The organism is Sulfitobacter sp. KMM 9851, assembly GCF_057178245.1.
The window spans coordinates 2,809,047-2,834,181 of record NZ_CM169991.1; the positions used below are offsets into that span (position 1 = coordinate 2,809,047).

Consider the following 25,135-nt stretch of genomic DNA (forward strand, 5'->3'; position numbering starts at 1 on the left):
GAAGGGCTTAGCCATGCGCCGGACAATGGTCAATCATCATCTCGGCGGTGGCGGCGACGCGCCACTGCCCCCAGCAGCAAGGCCCCCAGCACCACCGCAAGGGGCAGATCGCCACTGCGGCTGTAAAGCGTGGCGGCGGCGGGCAGTGGCAGGCGGGTGTCAACAAAACCGGCGGTGTTGAGGGGCAGCGCAGCCAGCACGCGCCCCTGCGGGTCGATCATCGCCGAAACGCCGGTATTGGCGGCGCGCGCCAGCGGCAGCCCCTGTTCAATCGCCCGCATCCGCGCCTGCGCCAGATGCTGCTGTGGCCCGGCGCCCTTGCCGAACCAGGCGTCATTGGTGATCTGCATCAAAAAGGCGGGACGGCTCTGGGCGGCGTTCACGTCATGGGCAAACACGGCCTCGTAACAGATCAGCGGCAGCCCGGCCCCCAGCGGACCAAAATCCAGTAGCCGCGCACCCGGCCCGGAGGAATAGCCATTGCCCGACTGTGCCGCCAGACCGTGGATGCCAAAGCGTGCCAGCAGATCGCCCATGGGCATATACTCGCCAAAAGGCACCAGATGGTGTTTGTCGTATAGTTGATCCACCGCCCCGGTCGCGTCCAGCACCACCAGTGAATTGTAATAGCGCATGTTGGCGCGACGCTGCAAGCCCAGTGCCACGGGGGCGCCGTTTGCCGCGACCCCGATCTCTGCCAGCGCGCTGCCCGCCAGGTCCAGCGCCCAGGGGATCGCGGTTTCGGACCAGATCACCAGATCGGGCACGCCGGTGCCGTCCGTCGGAGGGGCTGCGGTGAAATCAAGCTGGCGCTTGAAGAAGAATTCAAAAGTGTCGGGATTCCATTTGTCGCGCTGTGCGGCGTTGGGCTGAACCAACCGGACCACTTGATCGCTGAGTGGCGCGGGCGCGGCGCGGGGCGGCAGGATTAGAAGCGCCGCCATGATCAGCACGAAACCCGCCTGGGCCACCCGGAACGCGGTGGGGCCGCGCAATACCAGCACAGCGGCGGCGGCAAATAACCAAAGGTTCAGCGCATAGGGGCCAACCCAAGCCAGACCCTGCCCGGCCATGACGCCCACCAGCGCCTGCGACGGCATGCCCCAGGGAAACCCGGTAAAGATATAGGCGCGCAGCAATTCCACCGCGGCCCAGGCGGGGATCAGCGCCCAGATGCGCCGGGGCGACATCCACCGACCGAGGCCAAAGGCCAGCCCCCAAAACAGCGCCATGCCAGCCGCCAACAGCACCAGCGCAAAGGGCGCCATCCAGCCATGGCGCGCCACGTCGACCATGAAAGGCGAGACGATCCAGTGCAGCGTGTGCATGAAATAGCCAAGACCTAGGCCCCAGCCGAGAACCGCTGCGTGCCAGGTGGATGTCCCGTGGCGCGCGAACAGCCAAAAGGCAGCAACCAGCGCGGCAAACAGAACGAGAGGCAGATCATAGGGGGCCTGCCCCAGACCTGCGATGCCACCGGCCAGAACCGCCAGCACGAACGGAGCCCGCAAGGACCGACCCCGCGCCGACAGGTCTTTGATCATCCGCCAGCCCCATGGGTGCGCACGCGCAGCCGCTTGATCCGGCGCGGATCGGCGTCAATGACCTCAAATTCCGGGCCATCGGGGTGCAGCACCACTTCGCCGCGCGCGGGCACGCGGCCCGACAGCATAAAGACGAGGCCACCAAGGGTGTCGATTTCCTCTTCGTCCACGGTGTCGTGGTCGGTGAGGGAATGACCGATCTCGGCCTCGAAATCCTCTAGCGGGGTCTTGGCGAGGGCCAGATAGGTGCCGGGTTTTTCCACGGTCCAGTATTTGCCTTCGTCGACGTCATGTTCGTCTTCGATTTCGCCAATGACCTGTTCGATCAGGTCTTCGATGGTCACAAGCCCGTCAACGCCGCCGTATTCGTCGATCACCAGCGCCATGTGGCGCCGTTCGGCCTGCATCTTGGTCAGCAGCACACCGATTGTCATCGACGGCGGCACAAAAACCAGCGGGCGCAGCATGGCGCGCAGATCAAAGTTGGTGGTCTTGCCGTTGAAGCCGTGGTTCAGCGCCAGATCCTTGAGGTGGGCCATGCCAACGGGCGTATCAAGCGTGCCGTCATAGACCGGCAGGCGGGTCATGCCGCTGTCCTTGAATACCTGCACAAGTTCGTCCAGCGAAATGCTGACCGGAACGGCGGTGATATCCGCCTTTGGGATGGCCACATCGTCAACCCGCATGCGGCGCAGATTGATCATGCCGTGCGTACCAGGCCGATCGGCGCTGGATGTCGGCAGTGGGGTGGCATCGTCGGTGTCCGAGGGGCTAAGCGCCTCGATCACCCGTGAGAAAAAACCACCCGTGCGCGACGCGCCTTCGTCGAGTTGGCCTAAATCTTCATCTGTCAGCGCGCCCTGCGCCGCGTCAGATGATCCGTCTGTATCGCCCATTGGGTCCTGTCTGTTTTAAATCGGCCCGAGGGGCCCGCTATCACTATATGGGTCATCATGACCCATTTTGCCAAGTATTTCGACTTCGATCCGTTCCATCAGCGTGGCGTCCGGGTCACGTTCGTGATCATAGCCCAGCAAATGTAACAGCCCGTGAACAATCAGATGTGTCACATGCGCTGTTATTGGTCGATCCGCCGCCTGCGCCTCGGCTGCGCAGGTGTCATAGGCCAGCGCGATGTCGCCCAGTTCAAGCATGCCGTCAATGCCCGGCACCACAGGCAGCGGATCATCGCCGGGATCGGCCGCGCCGCGTTCTTCGGCGGGCCAACTCAGCACATTTGTCGGGGTCGCTTTGCCGCGGAAATCGGCGTTGAGCGTGGCAATCCGGCTGTCGTCGCAGGCCAGCAGCGTCGCCTCGGCCTGATCAGGGTCAAGCCCGAGGTGGCGCAGGGTGGCCTGCGCCGCGTCCTGCGCCAGCGCCTCAAGGCCGATCTGTTGCCAGCGTGGGTCTTCTATAACGATATCAAACTCTTGCATCAGGTCTGCGCGGGGACCAGCCCCCACACCCCCGAAGGTTGCCCTGGCAAAGCGAAGCCACGAAGGAAGACGTCAGGCAGCACCGGAATCTGCCTCATATGCTTCGATGATGGCCGCGACAAGCGGGTGGCGCACCACGTCCTTGGAGGTGAAGTAATTGAAGCTGATGCTGGGGATCGTCTTTAACAGCCGTTCAGCATCGGCAAGCCCCGACTGGGTGCCGCGCGGCAAGTCGATCTGAGTGCGGTCGCCGGTGATCACCATGCGCGACCCCTTGCCGAGCCGGGTGAGAAACATCTTCATCTGCATCGACGTGGCGTTTTGGGCCTCGTCCAGCACCACAAAGGCATTGGAAAGCGTGCGCCCGCGCATAAAGGCGAGTGGCGCGATTTCGATACGTTTTTCCTCGAGCAGTTTAGCAAGTTGTTTACCTGGCAGAAAGTCGTTCAGCGCGTCGTAGAGCGGCTGCATGTAGGGATCGACCTTGTCCTTCATGTCGCCGGGCAGATAGCCTAATTTCTCGCCCGCCTCGACAGCGGGGCGCGACAGGATGATGCGGTCAACGTGGCCGCCGATGAACATCGACACGCCCACGGCGACGGCGAGGTAGGTCTTGCCGGTGCCTGCCGGACCAATACCAAAGGCCATTTCATTGTCGAACAGCGATTGCACATAGGCTTTTTGTGCTTCGGTGCGGGGCTCCACGCGTTTCTTGCGGGTCTGGATTTCGATGCCGCCCGCGATCGGCATTTCCAACTGGTCGCCATCGCGCACGCCGGTACCGGCGCCGGAATTGCCCATGCGCATCATGCCGTCGATGTCGCCCGGTTCAACCGAACGCCCCCCTTCGAGGCGGGCATAAAGCGTGTTCAGCAGGTTTGTTGCCTGATCAATTGCCGGTTCCTCGCCCAGTATCTGAAGATGGTTGCCACGGCGGATAATCTGCACCTCGAGCGCCTTTTCGATGGTGGTCAGATGCGCGTCATAGGCGCCACAGAGGTCAATCAACAAGCGGTTGTCGGGAAAGTCGAGGACCCGTTCAGCCGCCTTTTCCTGGGTTGTCAGATCACTTGGGGACAATGCGCGTTTCCTTTATGTGCAGGGTCAACTTCAGATAGGCAGGCTGACGCGGATTACCATCCCGCGCCAACAAAAAGGGCCGGAGCGCAACGCGCTCCGGCCCGAATGTGCAGGCATGATGCGCCAAGATCAGTTCGGGTCCGGGACGGTGGACCCGCCCTTGAAGTCGCCAACCGTGTGCGTGGGGGCCGCCACGCCCGAGCAAACCGGCTTGCCGTATTTGTCGAGCCGTGCCGAGAGATAGCCCTCAACGCCGTCGTCGATGATCCAGTGGTCACAGCCGTGTGGATCGACCCAGATCCCGGCCTGAAGCTGGCTGAGGTGCTTTTTGTCGAAGCCGCGGTCGTAGGTCTTGTCAGACGGATAACCACGCCCCAGCCCTGCTTCATAGTCGGCACAGGCCGTCAGGCCGACGGCACAGGCGGTGACCATGAGAATTTTTGTCTTAATCACTTTTCTGTCCCCTCAACGAATGCAGATAATTTCGACACGGCGGTTTTTGGCCATGTTCGCAGCGGAATTGTTTGGCGCCGCTGGTACGCGTTCGCCATAGCCACGCACGTCCGAAATCTTGGCGCCAGCGTTGTTGGCGACACGGGCCACGGCGTTGGCGCGGTTGTAGGACAGGCGCATGTTGTATTCGTCCGACGCGCGGCTGTCGGTGTGCCCGGTGATGATATAGGACACGGCGCCGGTGGTGCGGAAGAAGTCAGCCAGACGGGCCTGCCCCTGACGCGAGATATTGTATTTGTCGGTTGCAAAGAACTGATCGGTTTCCATCACACCGCAGACATTGCCCCGGCGGCAGACCGGAATGCCCTGACGCGACACGTTCGGAGTCATGAACCCTTCGGCACCGTCATCCATCACCCAGTGTTCACAGCCATCGGGATCGACCCAGATGGTCGGGATGTAGACGCCTTTGTCACGGCCCTGTTGTGATTTTGTTTGCGCATCGGCAGGTGCGCCTTGCAGTGCCATTGCCGCCACCAGCGCCAGGCTGGCTGCCGCACGTACCGCATTGGAAATAATGTTCCCCACAGCTTTCGTCCTTATTCTGATCCCCACGGATGGGAGGCGCCAAGCAGATCGGCACAACCCCGCAATATAAAAACAGGTTAGGTAAATTTTGCGCTGCTGTGAAGCGGTCTTATCAACATTTTGTGTCTAATTCCGCTGCACTAACAATGAAATAGCCTGATTGTGGCTGATTTGTGGCAAATCAATGGCAGGGGATTGGCGACCAAGCGCAATTCAGATGAGCGTCACAGGCAGCGATTGCCGAAACGGCTGACGATTCTTGGGCGCGCTGACGTACAGGCCGACATGGGCAGGAAGCGGGGCTCATGGTGCAAACAATAGCGGCTATTTCAGCGGATCATTTCGCCTGGAGGGGTATATTGTTTCCAAATCTGGAAACAATTGCAGGGTAATATTCAATATTGATGCTGAGATAAGGACAATTGCCGCACCAGATGCTTGAAAAGCATTTTGGCCCCTCTATCCCTTAGATCATTCAGTCGTGGGGGCTGTCATCACTGCCGATTAAATCTGTGCAGCGCCTGTGGGGGAATGCCGGGCCGAGGGTTTCGGCCATCACACTTGGGATTAATTGAAATGATCAGGAAATTAATACTGGCCGCCGTTGTCGGGGCCATGGCGCTGCCTGCCGTGGCGGGCGGGACAAAGCATCACTATCACAACTATGGCTCCTATGGCCCAACCGGGAATGTCATCGTTGTGAGCTGCTATCGCGGTCCCTGGAACGAGGTGATCTGGGATCGACCGAATCCGGTGTTTGTCGATAGTTTGGTGGCCGTGGGCTATGACTTCTCGACGGCGTCGGCGATTGCAGAACGGGTCTGCAAGGATCAGGCGCTGGTGGGGGATGAGGCCGGGCTTAAGGCGAATATGGAGCGCATCTGGCGCGATCCTTCATCGCACCGCCGCCACAACAACTAAACGCGACAACCACGCGCGTCTGGGACGCGACAACCACGCGCGGGCGTTCAGATCAGGACGCCCGCCAGCGAATTTGTCTTGGCCTCGGTGATGCGCACGCGCTGGATGTCACCGATACCGGCGGTGGCGTTTTCGATATGCACCGCGTGAAGATATTCCGATTTACCGACCATCTGTCCGGCCATGCGACCGGTTTTTTCCACCAACACACTCAGCTCGCGCCCCACCATGCTTTGCTGGATTTCGCGCTGGTGTCCGGTGATCAGCGCTTGCAGGCGTTGCAGGCGGTCGTCGGCCACGGCCGGGTCGACCAGCGTGCGTTCAGCCGCGGGGGTGCCGGGGCGCGAGGAATATTTGAACGAATAGGCATAGCCGTACCGGACCTGCCGGACCAACTCCATCGTGGCCTCAAAATCGGCGTCGCTTTCTTCGGGAAACCCGACGATAAAATCGCCGGACATCACGATGTCAGGGCGCACGGCCCGGATGCGGTCGATCAGTTTGAGATAGCTTTCGGCGGTGTGGCTGCGGTTCATTCGTTTGAGGATGTGGTCCGACCCTGATTGTACCGGCAGATGCAGGTAAGGCATCAGCTTTTCGACGTCACCATGCGCCGCGATCAGATCGTCATCCATGTCGTTGGGGTGGCTGGTCGTATAGCGGATACGTTCCAATCCATCGAGTTTTGCCAAGGCGCGGATCAGCCCGGCCAATGTCATCCCGCCGTGATAGGCGTTGACGTTCTGACCCAGCAGGGTGATTTCGCGCACCCCCCGGTCAATCAGATCACGGGCCTCATCCAGTACCTTGGCGGCGGGGCGCGACACTTCGGCGCCGCGCGTATAGGGCACCACACAGAAGGCGCAGAACTTGTCGCAGCCTTCTTGCACCGTCAAAAACGCCGCCGGGGCGCGTTTGGCCTTGGGGCGCGACTGCAAGTGGTCGAATTTATCTTCTTCGGGGAAATCGGTGTCGAGCGCGCTTTGCCCGCTGCGCACGCGCGCCTCCATCTGTGGCAGACGGTGGTAAGACTGCGGACCGACCACCAGATCAACCGCTGGCTGGCGGCGCATGATCTCGGCCCCTTCGGCCTGTGCAACACAGCCCGCAACGCCGATCTTGAGGTTCGGGTTCGCCTCTTTCAACGGCTTCATGCGGCCCAGTTCCGAATAGACCTTTTCCGCCGCCTTTTCACGGATGTGGCAGGTGTTCAGCAGGATCATATCCGCGTCATCGGCCCTGTCGGTGGTGACATAGCCCTGCGCGCCCAGACTTTCTGCCATGCGTTCGCTGTCATAGACATTCATCTGGCAGCCGTAGGTCTTGATAAACAGCTTTTTTGGGGGCGTCATGGCGGTGTTCCAACAGGTTTTGGCAGATAGCGTCGTCTAACAGTGGCAGGCACGGCTTGCAATGCACCCGGAATTAGCCGATTCTGCGTCCTATCACTGCCAAGCGGGGGCATATGCGGTATCGCGATCTGGATGACCTAGTCAAAAACAGCGGCACAGCGCTGGCCACCGGGCCGGTCGCCATCGTGCTGATCGAGGACGAGGTCGAAATCGCCACGACGCTGCGCCATCATCAGCAGGCAGGGTTCAAGACCGTGCTGGCCCTGATGCCGCCCGACTTTGATCTGCCGCGTGATCTACAGGAAACCGTGCACCGGGTGGATTACAACATGTCGCTTGAGGGCGCGTTGGAGCGGGGCATCAACCGGATCATTGCCGCCGCACCGGGCCAATGGCTGTATTACTGTTATAATGCGGAATACCTGTTCCACCCCTTCTGCGAGACCCGCAGCATCGTTGAATTGCTGGACTTCCATACCGAAGAGCGCCGCCATGCCCTGCTGGCTTATGTGATCGACCTTTACGCCGAAGATCTGGAGAGCCATCCAAATGCGGTGTCGCTGGATCAAGCGCATCTGGACAGGTCTGGCTATTATGCGCTGGCCCGGGCGGATGCCGCCAACCATGGGCATCCCAAGGAACGGCAGTTGGATTTCTACGGCGGGCTGCGCTGGCGCTATGAAGAACACGTGCCGCCCGCGCGGCGCAAAATTGACCGCATTCCATTGTTTCGCGCCAAACCGGGGCTAAAGCTGCGCGAGGATCACACGTTCAATGACGAAGAATACAACACCTACGCCTGCCCCTGGCACCACAACATTACCGCCGCGATCTGTTCTTTCCGCACCGCCAAGGCGCTCAAGAGCAACCCCGGCAGCCGCTTTGATATCGACACGTTCAAATGGCACAACTCTGCCCCCTTTGAGTGGCATTCGCGCCAGTTGCTTGACCTGGGGTTGATGGAACCGGGACAGTGGTTCTGATCGCGACCATAGGCGACTGACCACCACGCGCCATTCTGCCACTGCGGCGGCTGCGCGCAGAAATGCCACTTGCGTTTAAGCGACATCAACCTATGACGGGGACAGCCAAACAGGGGAGTGCGGTATGTCTGTCAGCATGATGAACACATTCATCAAACCGATGCACAAGGAAGGCATCAAGTTTGTTGCGATCTTTGCTGCAATCACCGTGGTGCTGTTTCTGATTTCGGACATCCTGGGCTGGATCGGCGTCGGACTGACGGTCTGGTGCTATTATTTTTTCCGCGATCCCGAGCGCGTCACGCCCACGCGGCCCGGCCTGGTGATCAGCCCGGCGGACGGTATCGTGTCGCTGATCGAACCGGCGGTGCCCCCTGCCGAGCTGGGCATGGCGGACGTGCCTCTGACCCGTGTCAGCGTATTCATGAGCGTGTTCAACTGCCACATCAACCGCGCACCGGTGGCCGGCAAGGTGCACGCAGTGGCCTACCGCCCCGGTAAATTCTTCAACGCCTCGCTCGACAAGGCCAGCGCCGACAACGAGCGCAACAGCCTGTGCATCCGCATGGATGATGGCCGCGATCTGGCGGTGGTTCAGATCGCCGGTCTGGTCGCGCGGCGCATCGTGTGTTTCGTGAAACCGGGTGCCGCGCTGAATGCCGGTGAACGCTTTGGCCTCATCCGCTTTGGCTCGCGGCTCGATGTCTATTTGCCCGAAGGCGTGCATCCGATGGTCTCGATCGGACAGACTATGGTTGCAGGCGAAACCGTACTGGCCGACCTGAAACCCCCAGTTGCCCAGGCCACAAACTAAGGACAGACCATGCGCGCGCCCTCTGACAAACCCGGCGCGGATTACGCGCTGATCCAGCTTTTGCCCAATGTGCTGACCGTGACGGCGATCTGTGCCGGTCTGTCGGCAATCCGTTTCGGGGTGCAGGGCAATTATGTGCTGGCGGTGCAGCTGATCCTTGCCGCCTGCGTTCTTGACGGTCTCGACGGGCGGCTGGCCCGGCTGCTGAATTCCGACAGCAAAATGGGGGCGGAACTGGATTCTCTGGCCGATTTCCTGAACTTTGGCGTGGCGCCACCGCTGATCCTGTACTTCTGGGCGCTGCAAGATATGCGCAGCGCTGCTTGGATTTCGGTGCTGGTCTACGCGGTCTGTTGCGTGGTGCGGCTGGCGCGGTTCAATGTCAGCGACAAGATCGACAAAAGCGAAGAGAACGGCAAATCTGCGCCCTATTTCACCGGCGTTCCCTCGCCGGCGGGCGCGCTGCTGGTGCTGCTGCCGATGACAATTTCCTTTGCGTTCCATAACCGCGCACTGGTGCCGGATGTGGTGATCTGCCTGCATATGGTCCTGATCGGGTTCCTGATGATCAGCCGCATCCCCACCTGGTCGTTCAAGACCACAAAAGTGTCACGTGCCCATGTCAAATATCTGCTGGTCGGTGTCGCCGTGTTCGGCGCGGCTCTGCTGACCTACGCCTGGACCACGTTAGTGGTATTATGCGTTGCCTATATAACGATGGTGCTTTGGGGCCTGACGCGGCGCGCCAAACCCGTCGAAACCCAAGAGGACTAACAATGGATATCAAAGCGGTTCAAACCTCCTACGCACGCTGGGCGCCGATCTATGACAAGACCTTCGGTGCGTTGACCAGCGTGGGGCGGCGACGTGCCGTGGCCCATATCAACCGCGGCAAAGGATCGGTCCTTGAGGTCGGCGTCGGCACCGGGCTGTCGCTGTCCCACTACGCGCCGCACCTCCAGGTCACAGGCATTGATTTCAGCGAGGACATGCTGAAAAAGGCCCGCAACCGCGTGGCGCGCGAGCGGCTGACCTATGTCGCCGAACTGCGCCAGATGGACGCCCGCGCGTTGGATTTCCCCGATGCCAGTTTCGACACGGTGACGGCGATGCATGTGCTGTCAGTGGTGCCAGAGCCGGAAAAAGTGATGGGTGAGATTGCCCGCGTGTTGAAACCCGGCGGTCAGGTCGTGATCACCAACCACTTTGTGCGCACCACCGGCGTGCTGGCCTTTGTCGAACGGGTCTCGGCCCCCTTTGCCAACACGCTCGGCTGGCATTCGGATTTCCAGATGGAGACCGTCCTGCAAGAAGACGGCCTTGAAATCGAAGACCACCGCGCCCTGCCCCCTCTTGGCATGATGACATTCTTGGTGTTGCGCAAACACGCCAGCTAAACCCGTCAGGCTTTTCTGGGTTTCAAATACCCTCGGGGGTCCGGGGGCAGCGCCCCCGGGGGCGCAACTCACGCCGCGTCAGGACGTTGCCAAAGCATCGGAAACCAATCCTCGCGCAGGCGCTGGCCCTGCTGCATGTCATGCCCCGGAAAGGGCGGAGATGTCGGGCCGGGCCGCTGGGTGTAACGCGCATCATCCCCCAACAGCCGCAGTGAAAAGGCCCTGCGGCGCTGGGTCGAGGTATTGCCGCGCGCACCGTGCAGCGTGCCATAGTTGAACGCCACCGCATCGCCGGGTTCCATCTGCCATTCGCGGATGTCCATGCCTTCGGCCTCTGGGTCCGGCACGGGCATGTAGGGGGCAGGATCGAAAAATGCATCCCCCTTGGCCCAGCGTGTTGGCAGCACCGGTTTTTCCCAGCGGTGCGATCCGGCAACACAGCGCAGTGCGGCATCTGTAACGGGGTCGAGCGGTGACCAGAAGCTGACGGTTTGTCGGCCCTCGACAAAATAATACGGCCCATCCTGATGCCAGGGTGTCGCCATCGAGGTGCCCGGTTCTTTGACCAGCACGTGATCGTGGAACATCTGGGTGCTGTCGCTTTGCATCAGATCGGCGGCGACCTCGGCGGCGGGGCTGTGGCGGATCACTGTCTCGAATTCCTCGACGCGCTGCCAGTTGCAGTAGTCGTCAAAAAACCGCCCCACCTCTCCCGCCTTGGCATTGTTCGAGGCATAGGGGCCAGGGGCTTCCATGTTGCGCGCAACTCCCTCGCGCAGGGTTTCGACGTGGTCGGCAAACAGACCCTTGATCAGAACAACGCCATCGCGCTGGTAGCTGTCGATATGGTCTTGGGTGATCAGCGGGTGGGGCATGGCACTGTCCTTTTGTGGCACTATGGGGTGACAGTTGCCGGACCGCATCGTAGTTTCAAATAATATCTGAATAACAGTGAAATAGTCTGATGCTATATCTCACCCTGCGCCACTACGAATACATCATCGCCATTGCCGCGGCGGGCAGCCTGTCGGCGGCGGCGGCGGTGCTGAATGTCTCGCAGCCCTCGCTCAGCACGGCGTTGATCCGGATCGAAGCGCGGCTGGGGCATGCGCTGTTTCTGCGCGGGCGTGGTCAGGGATTTGCCATCACGCCGCAGGGGCAGCGCGTCGTTGCCGAGGCCCGTGCGCTGGTGGCGCAGGCGGCAAGGATCGAGGCGGCAGGGCGTCATCCCCTGCCCCAGCGTCACGTCACGCTTGGTTGTTTTGACGATCTCGCGCCTTTTGTGCTGGCCCCGGCGCTGGCGCTGATCCGGGCGCGGTTTACGCAAATCACGGTGCAGCCACGCATTGGCCGCTTTGACGATCTGCAAGAGGCGATGCTGGCTGGGGCGGTGGATCTGGCGATCACATGGGACATCGGGCTGGATGCGCGTTTCAAACGCGCCGACATGGGCCGCGTGCAGCCGCATGTGTTTGTCGCGGCGGATGATCCGCTCGCCAAAGCGGTGGATGTCAGTCTTTCAGATCTGGCCGACCGGGCCTTGATCCTGTCGGACGACGGGCTGTCGGTCCGTCATATGATGGGGCTGTTTCAGCGCCACGGCCTGCGCCCCAGTGTGGTGCACCGTGCCGGCACGGTCGAGGTGATGCGCGCCTTGGCGGCGCATGGCGAAGGGGTGGGCCTAAGCTATTCTGTGCCGCCGGGGGATCGCAGTTATGACGGCAAACCCTTGGTCACCCTGCCCCTGCGCGACGCCGACGCGTCAGAGCGTGTGATCGTGGCGCAGCTTGGCCGGTGGCAGGAGGGTGATCAACTGACGATGGTTCGTGATGCGGTGCTTGCCGCCGGGCTTCTGGGTCGCGCCTAGCGTTTGCGGCGCAGGCGGATCACCACATCTACCGACGCAATCTCGGCCCCGTCGGGGGCGTCGGGCACCTGTGCGATCACCAGTTGGTCAGAGGGCGCGTCGGTCAGTTTACCATCGTCTTCCCAATAGAAATGCGGGTGGTCGTGGGTGTTGGTGTCGAAATAGCTTTTGGAGCCGTCGACCGTGACCTCTTGCAACAGTCCCGCATCGCAAAAAGCGCGCAGGGTGTTGTACACGGTGGCCAGCGACACGGCATCGCCCTGCCCCTTGGCCGCGTCAAACAGGCTTTCGGCGGTGACGTGGCGGTCCTGGCCATCGCCCACCAGCAAACCAGCCAGCGTAACCCGCTGGCGCGTGGGCCGCAGGCCCGCCTTTGCCAGCCAGCACGTTGCGTTGAGTTGTTCCTGTTCGGTCATCTGCATCCCTGCCTTCTGTGCTTATATAGAGGATGCACAGGTCGGTTTTCAATTGAAAACCGTGGTTCCGCCCCCCTGCCCCGGTTGTCGCGCAGGTCTTGCGGCAGGGGCAAGCCCGGTGTTAGACCGGGGATAACGCGAAATACACGAGCAGGAGAGCCGCAAACATGGCCGATTACCCCACGAGTTTTGACAAAGAAGGTCTGCTGAAATGCGCGCGGGGGGAGCTGTTTGGCCCCGGCAACGCGCAATTGCCTGCCCCGCCGATGCTGATGATGGACCGGATCACAGAGGTTTCGGGTGACGGCGGCGCGCATGGCAAAGGTCATATCGTTGCGGAATTCGACATCACACCGGACCTGTGGTTTTTCGACTGCCACTTCCCTGGCAACCCGATCATGCCCGGCTGTCTGGGCCTTGATGGTCTGTGGCAATTGACCGGCTTTAATCTGGGCTGGCGCGGCTGGCAGGGGCGTGGTTACGCGCTGGGTGTGGGCGAGGTCAAACTGACCGGCATGGTACGCCCGGACCGCAAGATGCTGACCTACAAGATTGATTTCACAAAAGCGATCCAGACCCGCCGCCTGACCATGGGCGTGGCGGATGGCATCGTCGAAGCTGACGGCGAAGTGATCTATCAGGTCAAGGACATGAAAGTGGCGCTGAGCGAAAGCTGAGGGCACTGACACCGACACCAAAAGACAAACATCCAGGGGCTACCAACGCTGCGTGCAGCGCTGGTTGCCCCCATCAGGTTATGGCCTGACAGCCGCATAGATTGCACGCGCCAGCCAATTACCCGCATCGCGATATTTCTTGACGCTACGTCAACCCCACGCTTAGGTTTTATGTTATTAAATCACGCGCGGGGAAATTTCCTTTGACCAAAAGCCGCGAAATCTATGCCGCCTCACGCCAGTTTGCACGATCGAGTGACAAACGCGCTTGGGCAGAACTTGGCATCACCCTTGCTGCGTATCTAGCTGCGATGGTGGTGGGTTTGTCTACGCTGGGCACGTGGTGGCTGACCGCGCCTGCGGTGTTGCTGGCGGCGGCGATGGGGTTGCGGGTCTATATGATCCAGCATGATTGCCTGCACCGGTCGTTCTTTTCATCGCGTCGGCTGAACGATGGCACAGGCGCGCTGTTGTCGCCCATCGCGATGACCCCCTACAAGGCAACGCGCTATATTCACGGGCTGCACCATACCTATGTCAGCGATCTGAACCGCCGCGATACCTTTGAAATCTATACCATGACCCTGAGGGAATGGCAGGCGGCACCGTGGTGGAAACGCCTGAAATATCGCTATTACCGAAGCCCTGTCGTGCTGATCCTGATTGGCCCGTTTGTGTTGTTCGCCATCCTGCGGCGGATGCCGCTTTATGGGTTCAAGACCGGCATCGGTGATCTGATCGTGCATAACCTGCTGCTGGCCGCTATCCTTTGGACGGTCTGGACGGTGGCGGGTTGGGGCGGGATCGGGTTCTGGGCGGTGTCGGTCTATTTCGCTTGCGCCTTTGGCGGGCTGATCCCCTATATCGTGCATAATTTCGAAGACATGCACTGGGGCACACGCCCTGATCTGACATTTCAGACGGCAGCACTTGAGGGCAGTGCCGTGCTCGATTGGGGGCGGCTGTTTGATCTGATCACGATGAACATCGGCTACCACGACCTGCACCATCTCAACGCCAAGATCCCCGGCTACAAGTTGCGCCTGGCCCATGCCACGCTGGAGGCCGAAGGGCTGCTGCGGTCCGAAAAGATTGGATTTGTCGCAGGCCTGCGCTGCCTGCGCTGGAAACTCTATGACGAGGAAAAGGGGCGCATGGTGCCGTTTCCGATGGCGTTGCGGACCGGGCCACGCGGGCGGACGTCTCTGCCAGCAGAATGAGTGCGCAACGCCTTGGGCTGGTCATGGCCGTGTTTCTGGCGGCCTGTGGCAGCACCGGACCGATTTTCAACGTGAGTGATGCGCTATATGATTGGGTCAAGGCGCCGGGTGCTGTGACCCCCGGCTCTGATCAGGCCCCTGTCATCGCTGATCCTGTGGTGACCTTCCGGCTGGATCGCGGCGACCGCAGATCGACCCTGCAAACCGGCGAAAGCTGGCGCACGACGCAGACCTATCTCTTTGGCTTTGACGTGCGGCTCGACCCGCGCACGCTGGGTGGTGAACGGCTGGATCTGTCGCGCCTTTACCGCAAGGGCGCGCCTGCGACCGAACTGATCTCGGTGCAGCTGGATGCACGGCGCGGCGTGACGGTGTTGGGGCGCACCTGTATTGCGCCCGCCCACTTGGCCACGTGGCACCGGGTTGAGATGCGGATCAGACTGGCCGACAATGACACCGGGTATCTGGAGGTATTTTGTGACCGCAAGCCGATCTGGGCGCGCGTTAACATGCGCACCACCTTTGCGCCCGAATGCCGGATCACCGCGGGCTGTAACCGTGCCGTGCCCAAGCCCGAGCGTTATGAATGGCAGATCGGCCTGATGTCAGCGCGCGGCGTCGCACGGCCGGTTACCGTACAGATGCAGCGGCTGCATTACCGTGTCCTGTTTTACAAACCAAACCGGGTGGGGACGTTATAGCGCGCCGCCTTTCGCGCATTTTCGTGATCCCGCCCGGCCTGCCGGACACCATATCCGGTTGCGCCATCCCCCCCTGCTGTCTTACACCTTGAGCGGAATATTATAAGGAGTGCTGCCCATGCGCCGCGTCGTCGTCACAGGGTTGGGAATTGTCTCATCCATCGGAAACAACGCTGAAGAAGTCATGGCCTCGTTAAAGGCCGGGACATCCGGCATCGTGGCCAGCCCGGAAATGGCGGAACATGGCTTTCGCAGTCGGGTGGCAGGGACGTTGAAGATTGATCTGGCTGATCACATCGACAAGCGGACGCTGCGGTTCATGGGGCCGGGGGCGGGCTATGCCTATCTGGCGATGGGTCAGGCGATTGCCGATGCGGGTCTGGGTGACGATGTCGTGTCGAACCCGCGCACCGGTTTGGTGGCGGGCTCGGGCGGGCCATCGACCAGCGCGATGTTTGCCGCGCATAATGTGGTCAAGGATACCGGCGCGACCAAACGTATCGGCCCCTTTGCAGTGCCCAAGTGCATGTCTTCGACCGTAAGCGCGAACCTCAGCACGGCCTATAAGATCAAGGGCATCAACTATTCCATCACCAGCGCCTGTTCGACCTCGCTGCACTGCATCGGCAATGCGGCAGAGCAGATCATGATGGGCAAACAGGATGTGATGTTTGCCGGCGGTGGCGAGGAATTGGATTGGACATTGTCCTGCCTGTTTGACGCCATGGGCGCGATGAGCAGCAAGTATAACGACACCCCAACCGAGGCCAGCCGCGCCTTTGACGCCAACCGCGATGGTTTTGTCATCACCGGCGGCGGCGGGATCGTCGTGCTGGAAGATCTGGAGCACGCGCTGGCGCGCGGGGCGCATATCTATGCCGAAGTGACCGGCTATGCCGCCACATCGGACGGGCACGACATGGTTGCGCCCAGCGGCGAAGGTGGCGAACGCGCCATGCGTCTGGCGCTACAAACCCTGCCCGAAGGCCGCAAGGTCAGCTATATCAACGCGCATGGCACATCGACGCCCGTCGGCGACGTCGGCGAGATTGACGCGGTGCGCCGGGTGTTCGGCAAGGGCAGCACGCCGCCCGTCAGTTCGACCAAATCCATGACCGGTCACGGTCAGGGCGCGGCCGGCGCGATGGAGGCGATTTTCTGTCTGCTGATGCTCAAAGATGATTTCATCACGCCCTCGATCAACGTCAAAGAGCTTGACCCTGCCCTGGATGCGTCAGAGATCGCGACCACGCGGGTGGACAATGCCGGGCTTGATTCCGTTATGACCAATTCGTTTGGGTTTGGCGGCACCAATGGGTCGATGATCCTGTCAAAGTATCAGGGATAAGGAAACGTGATGTCGGACATGCTCAAGGGAAAGCGGGGCCTGATCATGGGCGTCGCCAATGAACGCTCCATCGCATGGGGCATTGCCAAGGCGATGGCCGAGGCCGGGGCCGAACTGGCCTTTACCTATCAGGGCGAGGCCTTTGGCAGCCGTCTGAAACCGCTGGCCGAGAGTGTGGGTTCCGATTTCATGGTGGACGTCGACGTGACCGACGATGCCTCGCTGGACCGGGCGTTTGAGGAACTGGGCGCACGCTGGCCCACGATTGATTTCGTGGTCCATGCGATTGCGTTTTCCGACAAATCCGAGCTGACGGGGCGTTTTCTGAACACCAGCCGCGCGAACTTTAAGAACTCGATGGACATCAGCGCATATAGTTTCATCGAGGTCGCCCGCCGGGCGCACCCTTTGATGGTCGAGAATGGCGGCACGTTGTTGACGCTGACCTATCAGGGCAGCAACCGCGTGGTGCCGAACTATAACGTCATGGGCGTGGCCAAGGCCGCGTTGGAAAGTGCTACGCGCTATCTGGCAAATGATCTGGGGCCGGAGGGTATTCGCGTGAACGCGATTTCACCGGGGCCGATGAAAACGCTGGCAGGGGCGGCCATCGGCGGGGCGCGCAAGACATACAAGCACACCGACCAGAATGCGCCACTGCGGGCCAATGCCACGCTAGAGGCGGTGGGCGGTACAGCGGTGTATCTGGCGTCCGATGCCGGGGCCTGCACAACGGGCGAGATCATTCGCGTCGATGGCGGATTTCACGTGCTGGGGATGCCACAGGCGGAGCATTTGTAGAATAATCCGAGGGCCGTCGCCTGCCGGCGCGCTATGCGCTTGATTCCGCGCCGTGGGCTATCTCAGCGCAGCGGCGGGGTTTGCCACAGCCAGATTTTCATCCCGCCATGCGCAATCGCAGGGCCAAGCGGCTTCCACGGCAGCCCGGTGGCGCGGGCCAGCGGCGGCTCTGACGTGATCAGGCCAATGCGCCAGCCCTTGAAGCGGGTTTTGAGCGTTTCGCCCAAGGTCCCGTAAAGCGGATACAGCAGTTTCTTGTTGCCGATCCGCCCGCCATAGGGCGGGTTGACGATCACCAGTCCGGGAGGGCCGTCGGGCGGGGCCACCTCGCCCGCGCCGTGGCAGGTGAACTGGCAGTAGTCCGCCACCCCCGCCCGCACAGCGTTGGCCTGCGACATGCGGATTGCGCCGGCGTCGCGGTCAGAGCCATAGAAACGCGCAGTGGGCGTTGCCGTCGACCCATTGCTGCGCATCTCTTCCCACTGATCCGCGTCGAAATTGGCGAGCTGTTGAAACGCAAAGTCGCGCGAACGGCCCGGTTTCAGGCCCGCAGCGATCTCGGCGGCTTCGATCAGGAAAGTGCCGGAACCGCACATTGGATCGACCACAGGCTCACCTACAATGTAGCCGCATTGGCGCAGCATCATCGCGGCCATGTTCTCGCGCATTGGGGCTTTGCCGACAGCTTCCTTGTGGCCACGTTTGTGCAGCGGCTCGCCCGAGGTATCTAGGCTGAACAGCACATTGTTGTCGTCGATCCGCACCTTTAGCACCAGTTCAGCCTCGGGGCTGATGGTGATGCCGTGGGTGTCGCGCAAGGCCGTTTCCACACGTTGCGTCGCAGCCCCGGCGTGATAGATTTTCGACGCTTTGCACGTCACCTGGACCTTGACCGGAACATCGGTGCGCAGCAGGTTGCCAAAGGGAAACTTGCGGCAGCGCTTGTCGAGTTGCGCCAGATGAAAGGCCATGAAGCCACCGATCCGCGCCAGCACCCGCCCTGCCCCACGCAATTCCAGATTGGCGCGCCAGACCTCAGGCCAGCCGCCCTGCACGGTCACGCCGCCGGGGTGCTGCACTGGGTCGGCAAAACCTTTTTCCACCGCCTCGGCGAACAACATGTCCTCTAGCCCCGGCGGGCAGACGAGGAATATCTCAAATGTGTCGGTATTTTCCATGCGCCCTGCATAAAGCGGCCGTGAGGGCGGCGCGAGGGGAATCGTGGGCGCAGGTGGGGGCGCTGCCCCCCGGCGCGTGCCGCACCGCCCCCCGAGGGTATTTATAACCCGAAAAAGCGGTCAGTGATGTCGTGTGCCTGCCGTTATTTTGGCACTTTTGCGGGGCAAGGTGCGACAATGGGATTTGCTGAGATATATCGCAATGAAGTGCTGCAATCGCGCCGCGACCGGGCGCGGCGGGCATTTTTCTGGGCGCGGGTGATGGGGCTGGTGTTGATGGTCACCGTCGCAGCCGCGTTGCGGTCAGAACCGGGACTTACCCGTCAGCTGATGCTGGCCGCGATGGACGCGGTCAAACCTGCCGTTCAGCAGGGCGACGTGGGGTTTCAGGCGCAAGGGGCAGACGGTGCGCCCGACAAACGCCTGCCGACCAGCCGGATCAAGATCAACCGGCCCGAAAGCTCGGCGGGCGGGGCGTTGATGAGCGGGGGCGTTGATGTGCAGGCATCGGCAGAGGCAGCGGCGCAACGCCTTGATGGGTTGCGCCACTGAACGTCGTGGGGTTGCCTTAGGCGATTTTGACCAGTTCGATATCGAATTGCAGGTCTTTGCCCGCCAGCGGATGATTTGCGTCCAGTGTCACGGTGGCGTCGTCCACCTCGACCACGGTCACCGGCAGGGCCTGGCCATCGGGGGTCTGCATTTGCAACTGCGTGCCCAGCTCCAGCGGGATGTCAGCGGGGATGCCTTCGCGCGGGACCGACTGGCGCATTTCGGGGTTCAGCGGACCATATGCCTGATCGCTGGGGATTTTCACGACTTTTTTGTCGCCCTCGGTCATGCCGGGCAGCGCCACGTCCAGGCCGGGGATGATCTGACCGGAGCCGACCACGAATTCCAGCGGGTCGCGGCCCTGCGAGCTGTCGAAGGTGGTGCCGTCTGTCAGCGTGCCTGTGTAGTGAATCTGTACGGTGTCGCCTGATTTGACCTCAGTCATAAGTCGTCTCCAATGTATCGGGGAAAGGGAGGAGGCCACGTATCTGCGCGGGTGCTCCAAATTCGGCGGCACCATGGCGAAAGTGACGGGCAGAGTAAACCCCCGCCCCTGATTTCGCGGAATTCAGCCCTTTTCGCCGCTGGCCGGGCGTGACATCCTGCCCCGGACACCCCAGCCGGAGCGACTTCATGAAACCTGTAACCACCTGTGTTTTCGACGCCTATGGCACGCTTTTCGATGTCGCCGCCGCCGCGCGGCAGGCCGCGGGCGAGCCTGCCTTTGCCGCCATAGCCGAGACCTGGCCGCAACTGGCCGATCATTGGCGGCTGAAACAGTTGCAATATTCCTGGCTGCGCGCGGTGACCGGGGCGCATTGTGATTTCTGGCAAGTGACGCAGGAAGGGCTGGACTGGGCGTTGGAAAAGATGGGTGTGGCGGCCGATGCAGCGCTGCGCGAACGCCTGCTGGCGCTGTATTGGGAATTGCAGGCCTACCCCGAAGTGCCCGCAATGCTGCGCGCGCTTAAGGACGGCGGCATGAACACCGCAATCCTGTCGAATGGATCGCCCGATATGTTGGCCGGTGCCGTCACATCGGCGGGGATCGGCGATGTGCTGGACGTGTCACTGTCGGTGGAATCGGTTGGGGTCTTTAAGCCAGACGCGTCGGTCTATGATCTGGTGGGCGCGCATTTTGGCTGTGCCAAGGATGAGGTTCTGTTTGTATCTTCCAACGGCTGGGATGCGGCGGCGGCAACCGGGTATGGCTTTGGCACCGCTTGGGTGAACCGGGGCGGTGATCCGGTGGACCGGCTGCCGTGGCGCCCGGCGCATGTGCTGCGCGACCTCACCGGCATCCCAGGCCTGGCGGGTCTGTAATGGCCGATTTTACCACGTCTGACGGCCTGCGCCTGCATTACACCGACGAGGGCGCGGGGCTGCCGATCCTGTGTCTGTCCGGGCTGACGCGCACCGGCGCGGATTTTGATTATGTCACCCCACATCTGGTCGGCAATCGGCTGATCAAGCTGGATTATCGCGGGCGCGGGCAATCGGCGTTCGATCCCGACTGGACGCATTACACACTGCCTATGGAATGCCGCGATGTTCTGGAACTGCTGGAACATCTGGGTCTGGCGCAGGTCGCCATTCTGGGCACCTCGCGCGGCGGCTTGAACGCCATGGGGCTGGCGATGGCCGCGCATCAGCATCTGCTGGGCGTGGCGCTGAACGATGTCGGGCCGGAGTTGGATGCGCAGGGACTGGATTTCATCATGGGCTATCTGGGGCGCAACCCGTCGGCCAAGACGCACGCCGATGCAGCGGCGTCGATGCAGCGTGCCTTTCCCGAGTTTCGCGATGTGCCCGACAGCCGCTGGCTGGAGGAGGCGCAGAAACACTATACTGCGGGCGACAACGGATTGTGCATAACCTATGATCCAAATCTACGGAATGCCGTGGCCGCTGCCGCAGAACAGCCTGCGCCCGACCTTTGGCCCTATTTCGATGCGATGGAGGGGTTGCCGCTGGCCTGTATTCGCGGTGCCAATTCCAACCTGCTAAGCGCGCAGACCGTGTCGAAGATGCAGGCCCGCCGCCCCGATATGATCACGGCTGAGGTGCCGGGGCGCGGCCATGTCCCGTTTCTGGACGAACCCGAGGCTGTCGCAGCACTGCACCAGTGGATAGGAAAAATGCAATGAATATTGAGATGATACGCGCCGCGGCCCAGCGGGCCGAGGGCCATGTGCGCCGCACCCCGCTGCTGAATTCCAGCTTTCTGGACGAGATCGCTGGCCGCCGGGTCTGGGTCAAGCCGGAGTGCCTGCAACACACCGGCAGCTTCAAGTTTCGCGGCGCTTGGTCGGCCCTGTCGGCGCTAGAGCCTGCGGTGCGCACCAAGGGGGTGATCGCCTTTTCCAGTGGCAACCATGCGCAGGGCGTTGCACTGGCGGCAAAGATGCACGGCGTGCCTTCGGTCATCATCATGCCCGAGGACAGCCCACGCCTGAAGATCGCCAACACCCGCGCCTACGGGGCCGAGGTGGTGCTTTATGACCGCGCGAACGAAGACCGCGACGCCATCGGTGCGCGGCTGGCACGCGAACGCGGTTTGACGCTGATCAAACCTTACGATGAACCACAGGTGATCGCGGGCCAGGGCACGACCGGGCTTGAGATCGCGGCGCAGGCGGCCGAGGCCGGGATCGACCGGGCCGATGTAATCGTTTGCTGCGGAGGCGGCGGGCTGACCAGTGGCATCGCGCTGGCGCTGGAGGCCGATGCACCGGGGCTGCGCGTGCGCCCCGCCGAGCCAGAGGAATTCGACGATGCGGCGCGGTCGTTGCAGTCGGGCAAGATCGAACGCAACCTGCGCAATTCGGGGTCTATCTGTGACGCGATCGTCACGCCGCAGCCGGGGGAAATCACCTTTCCGATCCTCAAGCGCCTGTGCGGCCCGGGCCTGGTGGTGAGTGAGAACGAGGCGCTGCGGGCCATGGGCCAGGCGTTTAACCGGTTAAAGCTGGTGGCCGAACCGGGCGGTGCTGTGGCGCTGGCGGCGGCGCTCTTTCGCGCTGATCAGATCGAAGGCGACGATGTCATCGTCACCATCTCGGGTGGGAACGTGGACGCCGATATCTTTGCCCGCGCGCTGGATACCCTCGCGTGAGGAGCGGACGAATATTTCTTTGCCCGCAACGGGTTGCGCGATATGAGGTGTACCGGGGGCTCTGGGGACGCTTGAGCGCCTGCCCAAACGCGCCCGATCGCATGCTGGCGTTGGATCGCGGTCAGATCATGGCCCATATCGACCTGAGGGAGGGAAGCTGATGCAGATTTTTGATACGGGCGAGGTGCGGTTGCACTACCGTGTGGACGGCCCGGCGGGTGGGGCGCCTGTTGTCTTTGCCAATTCGCTGGGCACCGACATGCGGCTTTGGGATCCAATACTGCCGCTGCTGGTACCGGGGCTGCGGGTCATCCGATTTGACAAACGCGGTCACGGGCTATCGACCTGCCCCGACGCCCCCTATTCAATGGGGTCGCTGATCACCGATACAGAACGGCTGCTTGATCATCTGAATGTGCGTGACTGTGTTTTTGTCGGTCTGTCGATTGGCGGCATGATCGCGCAGGGATTGGCAGTCAAGCGGCTGGATATGATCCGTGCGCTGGTCCTGTCCAACACCGCCACCAAGATCGGCAACCGCGCCATGTGGGCCGACCGGATTGCTGCCGTGGAACAAGGCGGCATCGAAAGCCTGGCTGACGCGGTGATGGAGCGCTGGTTTTCCGCCGATTTCCGCAAAACCCCCGAACTTGAGCTGTGGCGTAACATGTTGGTGCGCCAGCCTGATGCGGGCTATGCTGGCTGTTCAGCGGCGATTTCGCACAGTGATTTCCTGACGCCCACGTCGGGTCTGCGCCTGCCCGCACTTGGCATTGCCGGGTCCGAAGATGGATCAACCCCGCCCGATCTGGTGCGCGAGATGATCGACCTGATACCGGGATCAAAGTTCAAACTGATCCGCCGCGCAGGCCACCTGCCCTGCGTTGAACAACCGCAGGAATTTGCCGAGGCGATCAATGGTTTCCTCAAGGAGATTGGCCATGTCTGAACGCTATGATGCAGGCATGGCGGTGCGCCGCAAGGTCTTGGGCGACGCCCATGTCGACCGCGCCGAAGCCGCCAAGACCCCGCAGGACAAACCGTTTCAGGATCTGATCACGGAAGGGGCCTGGGGAACAGTCTGGGCGTCAGACGGCATCGCCCTGCGCGAACGGTCGATGCTGACGCTTGCGCTGCTGGCGGCGATGGGCAACTTTGAGGAAATCCCCATGCACATCCGCGCCTGCGCCAATACCGGCGCGTCAGAGCGGGACGTGATGGAGGCATTTCAGCACGTTGCGGTCTATTGCGGCGTGCCACGCGCCAACCACGCGATTAAATTGGCCAAGGCCACATGGGCAGAGATGGGGGCCGAAGTGGGGACCAAGACAGGGGCCGAAATGCCCGCCGAACAGAAAGCCTGACCATGGCCGCAAGCGTATTTGACAGCCCACTTTATGCCCGTTTGTTTGCCACAGGCGAGGCCGGTCGCCTGTTCACCGACAGCGCGGCGATCCGCGCGATGCTGCTGGTCGAAGGGGCGCTGGCCAAGGTGCAGGGCGCTCAGGGCGTGATCCCCGAGATCAGCGCCGCCGCCATCCACCGCGCAACGCTTGAAATCCAGGTCGACCCCGGTGCCATCGCCCAGAGCACCGGCGAAAACGGTGTCAGCGTGCCGGGGCTGGTCGCCGCCTTTCGCGCCGAAATGCAGGCCCCGGAACATGCGCAATACGTGCATTGGGGGGCCACATCCCAAGACATCATCGACAGCGCGCTGATGCTGCGCCTGCGTCAGGCGCTGTTGCTGGCCGAAACCGATCTGCGCGCCATTATCGCCGCACTGGGCAAGGGCGCAAGGGCGCACGCCCATCTGGCGATGCCCGCACGCACCTATGGCCAACACGCCACGGCGACCTCTTGGGGGGCGGTGCTGGCGGAATGGGGCAACCCACTGATCGACGCGCTGACCGCCCTGCCCGCGCTGCGCGACAGCGCGCTATGGGTGTCGCTGTCGGGCGCTGCTGGCACGGCGTCGGCACTGGGGCCACAGGCGGCGAAAACCCGCGCCGAACTGGCCCGCGCGCTGGGGCTGAATGATCCGGGACGCAGTTGGCACACAGACCGCGCCCCGATCCTGCGCATTGCCGATTGGCAGGGTCAGGTGATGGCGGCGCTGGGACATATCGCGCAATCACTGCTGGCGCTGACGGGCAGTGACATCGCCGAAGTGGCGCTGGCGCAAGCCGGGTCATCTTCGACCATGCCGCAGAAACAGAACCCGGTTGGCGCCTCGGCCCTACTCGCGCTGAGCCATCAGTTCACCGGATTGCGCGCCAGCCTGCAGGCGGCAGCCCAGCATCAGCACCAGCGCGACGGCGCCGCATGGTTTACCGAATGGATGGTGGTGCCGCCACTTTGCCTCAGCCTCGCCTCGGCGCTACAGCATGCCCGCACATTGGCCGAAGGCATCACGCCCCACCCGGTGCAGATGCACGCCGCGCTTGAAAACGGTCTGGGTCTGATCCACGCCGAAGCGCTCAGCTTTGCCCTTGCCGCTGTCATGCCCCGGCCAGAGGCGCAGCGCGTCACCAAGGCACTGTGCCAGGAGGCGCTGGTAAAACAGGTGCCGCTGGGCGATCTGGCACGTGCCGACTATCCTGACCTGCCCGTTGATCTGTTCCGCCCCGACGCGCAACTGGGCCGTGCCCCGACAGAAGCCGAGGCTTTTGCCGCCCGCGCCGCGGCGCTCTGA

General features: G+C 62.0%; 29 protein-coding genes. 18 read left to right on the plus strand and 11 right to left on the minus strand.

What is annotated here, in order from left to right; all coding sequences use genetic code 11:
• Window positions 1–29: 29 nt before the first annotated feature.
• From lnt to AC1965_RS13905, 6 genes are all read right to left on the minus strand, one after another.
• Window positions 30–1,544, minus strand: coding sequence for an apolipoprotein N-acyltransferase (gene lnt, locus AC1965_RS13880; protein WP_483884443.1), 1,515 nt, complete (start codon window positions 1,542–1,544; stop codon window positions 30–32).
• Window positions 1,541–2,440 (minus strand): hemolysin family protein, encoded by a 900-nt coding sequence (locus tag AC1965_RS13885; protein WP_483884444.1) that lies wholly within the window; start codon window positions 2,438–2,440, stop codon window positions 1,541–1,543. The genes lnt and AC1965_RS13885 overlap by 4 nt, the downstream gene beginning before the upstream one ends.
• A gap of 15 nt (window positions 2,441–2,455) precedes the next feature.
• The gene (gene ybeY / locus AC1965_RS13890; protein ID WP_483884445.1) at window positions 2,456–2,980 is read right to left on the minus strand and encodes an rRNA maturation RNase YbeY; all 525 of its coding nucleotides are present in this window, start codon (window positions 2,978–2,980) and stop codon (window positions 2,456–2,458) included.
• 72 nt (window positions 2,981–3,052) lie between these two features.
• A complete protein-coding gene (locus AC1965_RS13895) occupies window positions 3,053–4,060 on the minus strand; it encodes a PhoH family protein (RefSeq protein ID WP_483884446.1) in 1,008 nt (335 codons plus the stop codon).
• Between the two features lie 129 nt (window positions 4,061–4,189).
• A complete protein-coding gene (locus tag AC1965_RS13900) occupies window positions 4,190–4,510 on the minus strand; it encodes a hypothetical protein (RefSeq protein WP_483887051.1) in 321 nt (106 codons plus the stop codon).
• Between the two features lie 15 nt (window positions 4,511–4,525).
• Window positions 4,526–5,101 carry an OmpA family protein gene (locus AC1965_RS13905; protein ID WP_483884447.1) on the minus strand — a complete coding sequence of 192 codons (576 nt, stop codon included), beginning with the start codon at window positions 5,099–5,101 and terminating at the stop codon, window positions 4,526–4,528.
• Between the two features lie 576 nt (window positions 5,102–5,677).
• Between AC1965_RS13905 and AC1965_RS13910 the strand changes: the two genes are divergently transcribed.
• Window positions 5,678–6,022 carry a hypothetical protein gene (locus tag AC1965_RS13910; protein WP_483884448.1) on the plus strand — a complete coding sequence of 115 codons (345 nt, stop codon included), beginning with the start codon at window positions 5,678–5,680 and terminating at the stop codon, window positions 6,020–6,022.
• Window positions 6,023–6,069: 47 nt separating this feature from the next.
• On the opposite strand, the gene miaB is transcribed toward AC1965_RS13910, so the two are convergent.
• Window positions 6,070–7,374 carry a tRNA (N6-isopentenyl adenosine(37)-C2)-methylthiotransferase MiaB gene (gene miaB, locus AC1965_RS13915; protein ID WP_483884449.1) on the minus strand — a complete coding sequence of 435 codons (1,305 nt, stop codon included), beginning with the start codon at window positions 7,372–7,374 and terminating at the stop codon, window positions 6,070–6,072.
• Between the two features lie 113 nt (window positions 7,375–7,487).
• Here miaB and AC1965_RS13920 point away from each other — a divergent pair, with 113 nt between their 5' ends.
• The 4 genes from AC1965_RS13920 (at window position 7,488) to AC1965_RS13935 (ending at window position 10,568) form a co-directional block, all read left to right on the plus strand.
• Window positions 7,488–8,357, plus strand: coding sequence for a hypothetical protein (locus AC1965_RS13920; protein ID WP_483884450.1), 870 nt, complete (start codon window positions 7,488–7,490; stop codon window positions 8,355–8,357).
• A gap of 124 nt (window positions 8,358–8,481) precedes the next feature.
• On the plus strand, window positions 8,482–9,171 hold the full coding sequence (locus AC1965_RS13925; RefSeq protein ID WP_483884451.1) for a phosphatidylserine decarboxylase: 690 nt from the start codon (window positions 8,482–8,484) through the stop codon (window positions 9,169–9,171).
• 9 nt (window positions 9,172–9,180) lie between these two features.
• Window positions 9,181–9,945: a CDP-diacylglycerol--serine O-phosphatidyltransferase gene (pssA, locus tag AC1965_RS13930; protein ID WP_483884452.1), complete on the plus strand. Its 765-nt coding sequence runs from the start codon at window positions 9,181–9,183 to the stop codon at window positions 9,943–9,945.
• Window positions 9,946–9,947: 2 nt separating this feature from the next.
• Window positions 9,948–10,568, plus strand: a complete 621-nt coding sequence (locus tag AC1965_RS13935) for a class I SAM-dependent methyltransferase (protein WP_483884453.1) — start codon at window positions 9,948–9,950, stop codon at window positions 10,566–10,568.
• A gap of 68 nt (window positions 10,569–10,636) precedes the next feature.
• On the opposite strand, the gene AC1965_RS13940 is transcribed toward AC1965_RS13935, so the two are convergent.
• Complete coding sequence (locus tag AC1965_RS13940; RefSeq protein ID WP_483884454.1) at window positions 10,637–11,443, minus strand: phytanoyl-CoA dioxygenase family protein; 807 nt, start codon at window positions 11,441–11,443, stop codon at window positions 10,637–10,639.
• An 89-nt stretch (window positions 11,444–11,532) separates the two neighbouring features.
• Here AC1965_RS13940 and AC1965_RS13945 point away from each other — a divergent pair, with 89 nt between their 5' ends.
• Window positions 11,533–12,435, plus strand: a complete 903-nt coding sequence (locus tag AC1965_RS13945; RefSeq protein WP_483884455.1) for a LysR family transcriptional regulator — start codon at window positions 11,533–11,535, stop codon at window positions 12,433–12,435.
• Here AC1965_RS13945 and irrA read toward each other — a convergent pair.
• Window positions 12,432–12,851 (minus strand): iron response transcriptional regulator IrrA, encoded by a 420-nt coding sequence (irrA, locus tag AC1965_RS13950; RefSeq protein WP_483884456.1) that lies wholly within the window; start codon window positions 12,849–12,851, stop codon window positions 12,432–12,434. The genes AC1965_RS13945 and irrA overlap by 4 nt on opposite strands.
• 167 nt (window positions 12,852–13,018) lie before the next feature.
• On the opposite strand from irrA, the gene fabA reads away from it, so the two are divergent.
• The 5 genes from fabA to AC1965_RS13975 all read left to right on the plus strand — a co-directional run bounded on the left by fabA (window position 13,019) and on the right by AC1965_RS13975 (window position 17,598).
• Window positions 13,019–13,528 carry a bifunctional 3-hydroxydecanoyl-ACP dehydratase/trans-2-decenoyl-ACP isomerase gene (gene fabA / locus AC1965_RS13955; RefSeq protein WP_483884457.1) on the plus strand — a complete coding sequence of 170 codons (510 nt, stop codon included), beginning with the start codon at window positions 13,019–13,021 and terminating at the stop codon, window positions 13,526–13,528.
• Between the two features lie 203 nt (window positions 13,529–13,731).
• Window positions 13,732–14,748 (plus strand): fatty acid desaturase, encoded by a 1,017-nt coding sequence (locus tag AC1965_RS13960; protein ID WP_483884458.1) that lies wholly within the window; start codon window positions 13,732–13,734, stop codon window positions 14,746–14,748.
• Window positions 14,745–15,449: a hypothetical protein gene (locus AC1965_RS13965; RefSeq protein WP_483884459.1), complete on the plus strand. Its 705-nt coding sequence runs from the start codon at window positions 14,745–14,747 to the stop codon at window positions 15,447–15,449. Before AC1965_RS13960 ends, AC1965_RS13965 begins: the two co-directional genes overlap by 4 nt.
• Before the next feature lie 118 nt (window positions 15,450–15,567).
• Window positions 15,568–16,797 carry a beta-ketoacyl-ACP synthase I gene (gene fabB / locus AC1965_RS13970; RefSeq protein ID WP_483884460.1) on the plus strand — a complete coding sequence of 410 codons (1,230 nt, stop codon included), beginning with the start codon at window positions 15,568–15,570 and terminating at the stop codon, window positions 16,795–16,797.
• 9 nt (window positions 16,798–16,806) lie between these two features.
• Window positions 16,807–17,598 (plus strand): enoyl-ACP reductase FabI, encoded by a 792-nt coding sequence (locus AC1965_RS13975; protein ID WP_483884461.1) that lies wholly within the window; start codon window positions 16,807–16,809, stop codon window positions 17,596–17,598.
• Window positions 17,599–17,660: 62 nt separating this feature from the next.
• On the opposite strand, the gene AC1965_RS13980 is transcribed toward AC1965_RS13975, so the two are convergent.
• Complete coding sequence (locus AC1965_RS13980) at window positions 17,661–18,776, minus strand: THUMP domain-containing class I SAM-dependent RNA methyltransferase (protein ID WP_483884462.1); 1,116 nt, start codon at window positions 18,774–18,776, stop codon at window positions 17,661–17,663.
• 177 nt (window positions 18,777–18,953) lie between these two features.
• Between AC1965_RS13980 and AC1965_RS13985 the strand changes: the two genes are divergently transcribed.
• Complete coding sequence (locus AC1965_RS13985; RefSeq protein ID WP_483884463.1) at window positions 18,954–19,328, plus strand: hypothetical protein; 375 nt, start codon at window positions 18,954–18,956, stop codon at window positions 19,326–19,328.
• Window positions 19,329–19,344: 16 nt separating this feature from the next.
• Here the strand turns inward: AC1965_RS13985 and AC1965_RS13990 are convergent, their stop codons facing one another.
• Complete coding sequence (locus AC1965_RS13990; protein ID WP_483884464.1) at window positions 19,345–19,773, minus strand: FKBP-type peptidyl-prolyl cis-trans isomerase; 429 nt, start codon at window positions 19,771–19,773, stop codon at window positions 19,345–19,347.
• 188 nt (window positions 19,774–19,961) lie between these two features.
• On the opposite strand from AC1965_RS13990, the gene AC1965_RS13995 reads away from it, so the two are divergent.
• The 6 genes from AC1965_RS13995 to AC1965_RS14020 all read left to right on the plus strand — a co-directional run bounded on the left by AC1965_RS13995 (window position 19,962) and on the right by AC1965_RS14020 (window position 25,135).
• Entirely contained in the window at window positions 19,962–20,651 is a 690-nt protein-coding gene (locus AC1965_RS13995; protein WP_483884465.1) for a haloacid dehalogenase type II, read from the plus strand.
• The gene (locus tag AC1965_RS14000; protein ID WP_483884466.1) at window positions 20,651–21,475 is read left to right on the plus strand and encodes an alpha/beta fold hydrolase; all 825 of its coding nucleotides are present in this window, start codon (window positions 20,651–20,653) and stop codon (window positions 21,473–21,475) included. Before AC1965_RS13995 ends, AC1965_RS14000 begins: the two co-directional genes overlap by 1 nt.
• Window positions 21,472–22,443, plus strand: a complete 972-nt coding sequence (locus tag AC1965_RS14005; protein ID WP_483884467.1) for a threonine ammonia-lyase — start codon at window positions 21,472–21,474, stop codon at window positions 22,441–22,443. The genes AC1965_RS14000 and AC1965_RS14005 overlap by 4 nt, the downstream gene beginning before the upstream one ends.
• A gap of 160 nt (window positions 22,444–22,603) precedes the next feature.
• Window positions 22,604–23,392, plus strand: a complete 789-nt coding sequence (gene pcaD, locus AC1965_RS14010; protein ID WP_483884468.1) for a 3-oxoadipate enol-lactonase — start codon at window positions 22,604–22,606, stop codon at window positions 23,390–23,392.
• Window positions 23,385–23,807: a 4-carboxymuconolactone decarboxylase gene (gene pcaC / locus AC1965_RS14015; protein ID WP_483884469.1), complete on the plus strand. Its 423-nt coding sequence runs from the start codon at window positions 23,385–23,387 to the stop codon at window positions 23,805–23,807. The genes pcaD and pcaC overlap by 8 nt, the downstream gene beginning before the upstream one ends.
• A 2-nt stretch (window positions 23,808–23,809) precedes the next feature.
• Window positions 23,810–25,135, plus strand: coding sequence for a lyase family protein (locus tag AC1965_RS14020; protein ID WP_483884470.1), 1,326 nt, complete (start codon window positions 23,810–23,812; stop codon window positions 25,133–25,135).

Excerpts from the sequence above, each read along its gene's own strand:
- miaB (WP_483884449.1), bottom strand. The coding sequence starts at position 7,374 with ATGACGCCCCCAAAAAAGCTGTTTATCAAGACCTACGGCTGCCAGATG.
- irrA (WP_483884456.1), bottom strand. The coding sequence starts at position 12,851 with ATGACCGAACAGGAACAACTCAACGCAACGTGCTGGCTGGCAAAGGCG.
- AC1965_RS14020 (WP_483884470.1), top strand. The coding sequence starts at position 23,810 with ATGGCCGCAAGCGTATTTGACAGCCCACTTTATGCCCGTTTGTTTGCC.
- AC1965_RS13965 (WP_483884459.1), top strand. The coding sequence starts at position 14,745 with ATGAGTGCGCAACGCCTTGGGCTGGTCATGGCCGTGTTTCTGGCGGCC.
- pcaC (WP_483884469.1), top strand. The coding sequence starts at position 23,385 with ATGTCTGAACGCTATGATGCAGGCATGGCGGTGCGCCGCAAGGTCTTG.
- lnt (WP_483884443.1), bottom strand. The coding sequence starts at position 1,544 with ATGATCAAAGACCTGTCGGCGCGGGGTCGGTCCTTGCGGGCTCCGTTC.
- pssA (WP_483884452.1), top strand. The coding sequence starts at position 9,181 with ATGCGCGCGCCCTCTGACAAACCCGGCGCGGATTACGCGCTGATCCAG.
- AC1965_RS13935 (WP_483884453.1), top strand. The coding sequence starts at position 9,948 with ATGGATATCAAAGCGGTTCAAACCTCCTACGCACGCTGGGCGCCGATC.
- fabB (WP_483884460.1), top strand. The coding sequence starts at position 15,568 with ATGCGCCGCGTCGTCGTCACAGGGTTGGGAATTGTCTCATCCATCGGA.
- AC1965_RS13975 (WP_483884461.1), top strand. The coding sequence starts at position 16,807 with ATGTCGGACATGCTCAAGGGAAAGCGGGGCCTGATCATGGGCGTCGCC.
- AC1965_RS13990 (WP_483884464.1), bottom strand. The coding sequence starts at position 19,773 with ATGACTGAGGTCAAATCAGGCGACACCGTACAGATTCACTACACAGGC.
- AC1965_RS13910 (WP_483884448.1), top strand. The coding sequence starts at position 5,678 with ATGATCAGGAAATTAATACTGGCCGCCGTTGTCGGGGCCATGGCGCTG.
- AC1965_RS13995 (WP_483884465.1), top strand. The coding sequence starts at position 19,962 with ATGAAACCTGTAACCACCTGTGTTTTCGACGCCTATGGCACGCTTTTC.
- AC1965_RS14005 (WP_483884467.1), top strand. The coding sequence starts at position 21,472 with ATGAATATTGAGATGATACGCGCCGCGGCCCAGCGGGCCGAGGGCCAT.
- pcaD (WP_483884468.1), top strand. The coding sequence starts at position 22,604 with ATGCAGATTTTTGATACGGGCGAGGTGCGGTTGCACTACCGTGTGGAC.
- AC1965_RS13980 (WP_483884462.1), bottom strand. The coding sequence starts at position 18,776 with ATGGAAAATACCGACACATTTGAGATATTCCTCGTCTGCCCGCCGGGG.
- ybeY (WP_483884445.1), bottom strand. The coding sequence starts at position 2,980 with ATGCAAGAGTTTGATATCGTTATAGAAGACCCACGCTGGCAACAGATC.
- fabA (WP_483884457.1), top strand. The coding sequence starts at position 13,019 with ATGGCCGATTACCCCACGAGTTTTGACAAAGAAGGTCTGCTGAAATGC.
- AC1965_RS13885 (WP_483884444.1), bottom strand. The coding sequence starts at position 2,440 with ATGGGCGATACAGACGGATCATCTGACGCGGCGCAGGGCGCGCTGACA.
- AC1965_RS13945 (WP_483884455.1), top strand. The coding sequence starts at position 11,533 with ATGCTATATCTCACCCTGCGCCACTACGAATACATCATCGCCATTGCC.
- AC1965_RS14000 (WP_483884466.1), top strand. The coding sequence starts at position 20,651 with ATGGCCGATTTTACCACGTCTGACGGCCTGCGCCTGCATTACACCGAC.
- AC1965_RS13925 (WP_483884451.1), top strand. The coding sequence starts at position 8,482 with ATGTCTGTCAGCATGATGAACACATTCATCAAACCGATGCACAAGGAA.
- AC1965_RS13940 (WP_483884454.1), bottom strand. The coding sequence starts at position 11,443 with ATGCCCCACCCGCTGATCACCCAAGACCATATCGACAGCTACCAGCGC.
- AC1965_RS13920 (WP_483884450.1), top strand. The coding sequence starts at position 7,488 with ATGCGGTATCGCGATCTGGATGACCTAGTCAAAAACAGCGGCACAGCG.
- AC1965_RS13985 (WP_483884463.1), top strand. The coding sequence starts at position 18,954 with ATGGGATTTGCTGAGATATATCGCAATGAAGTGCTGCAATCGCGCCGC.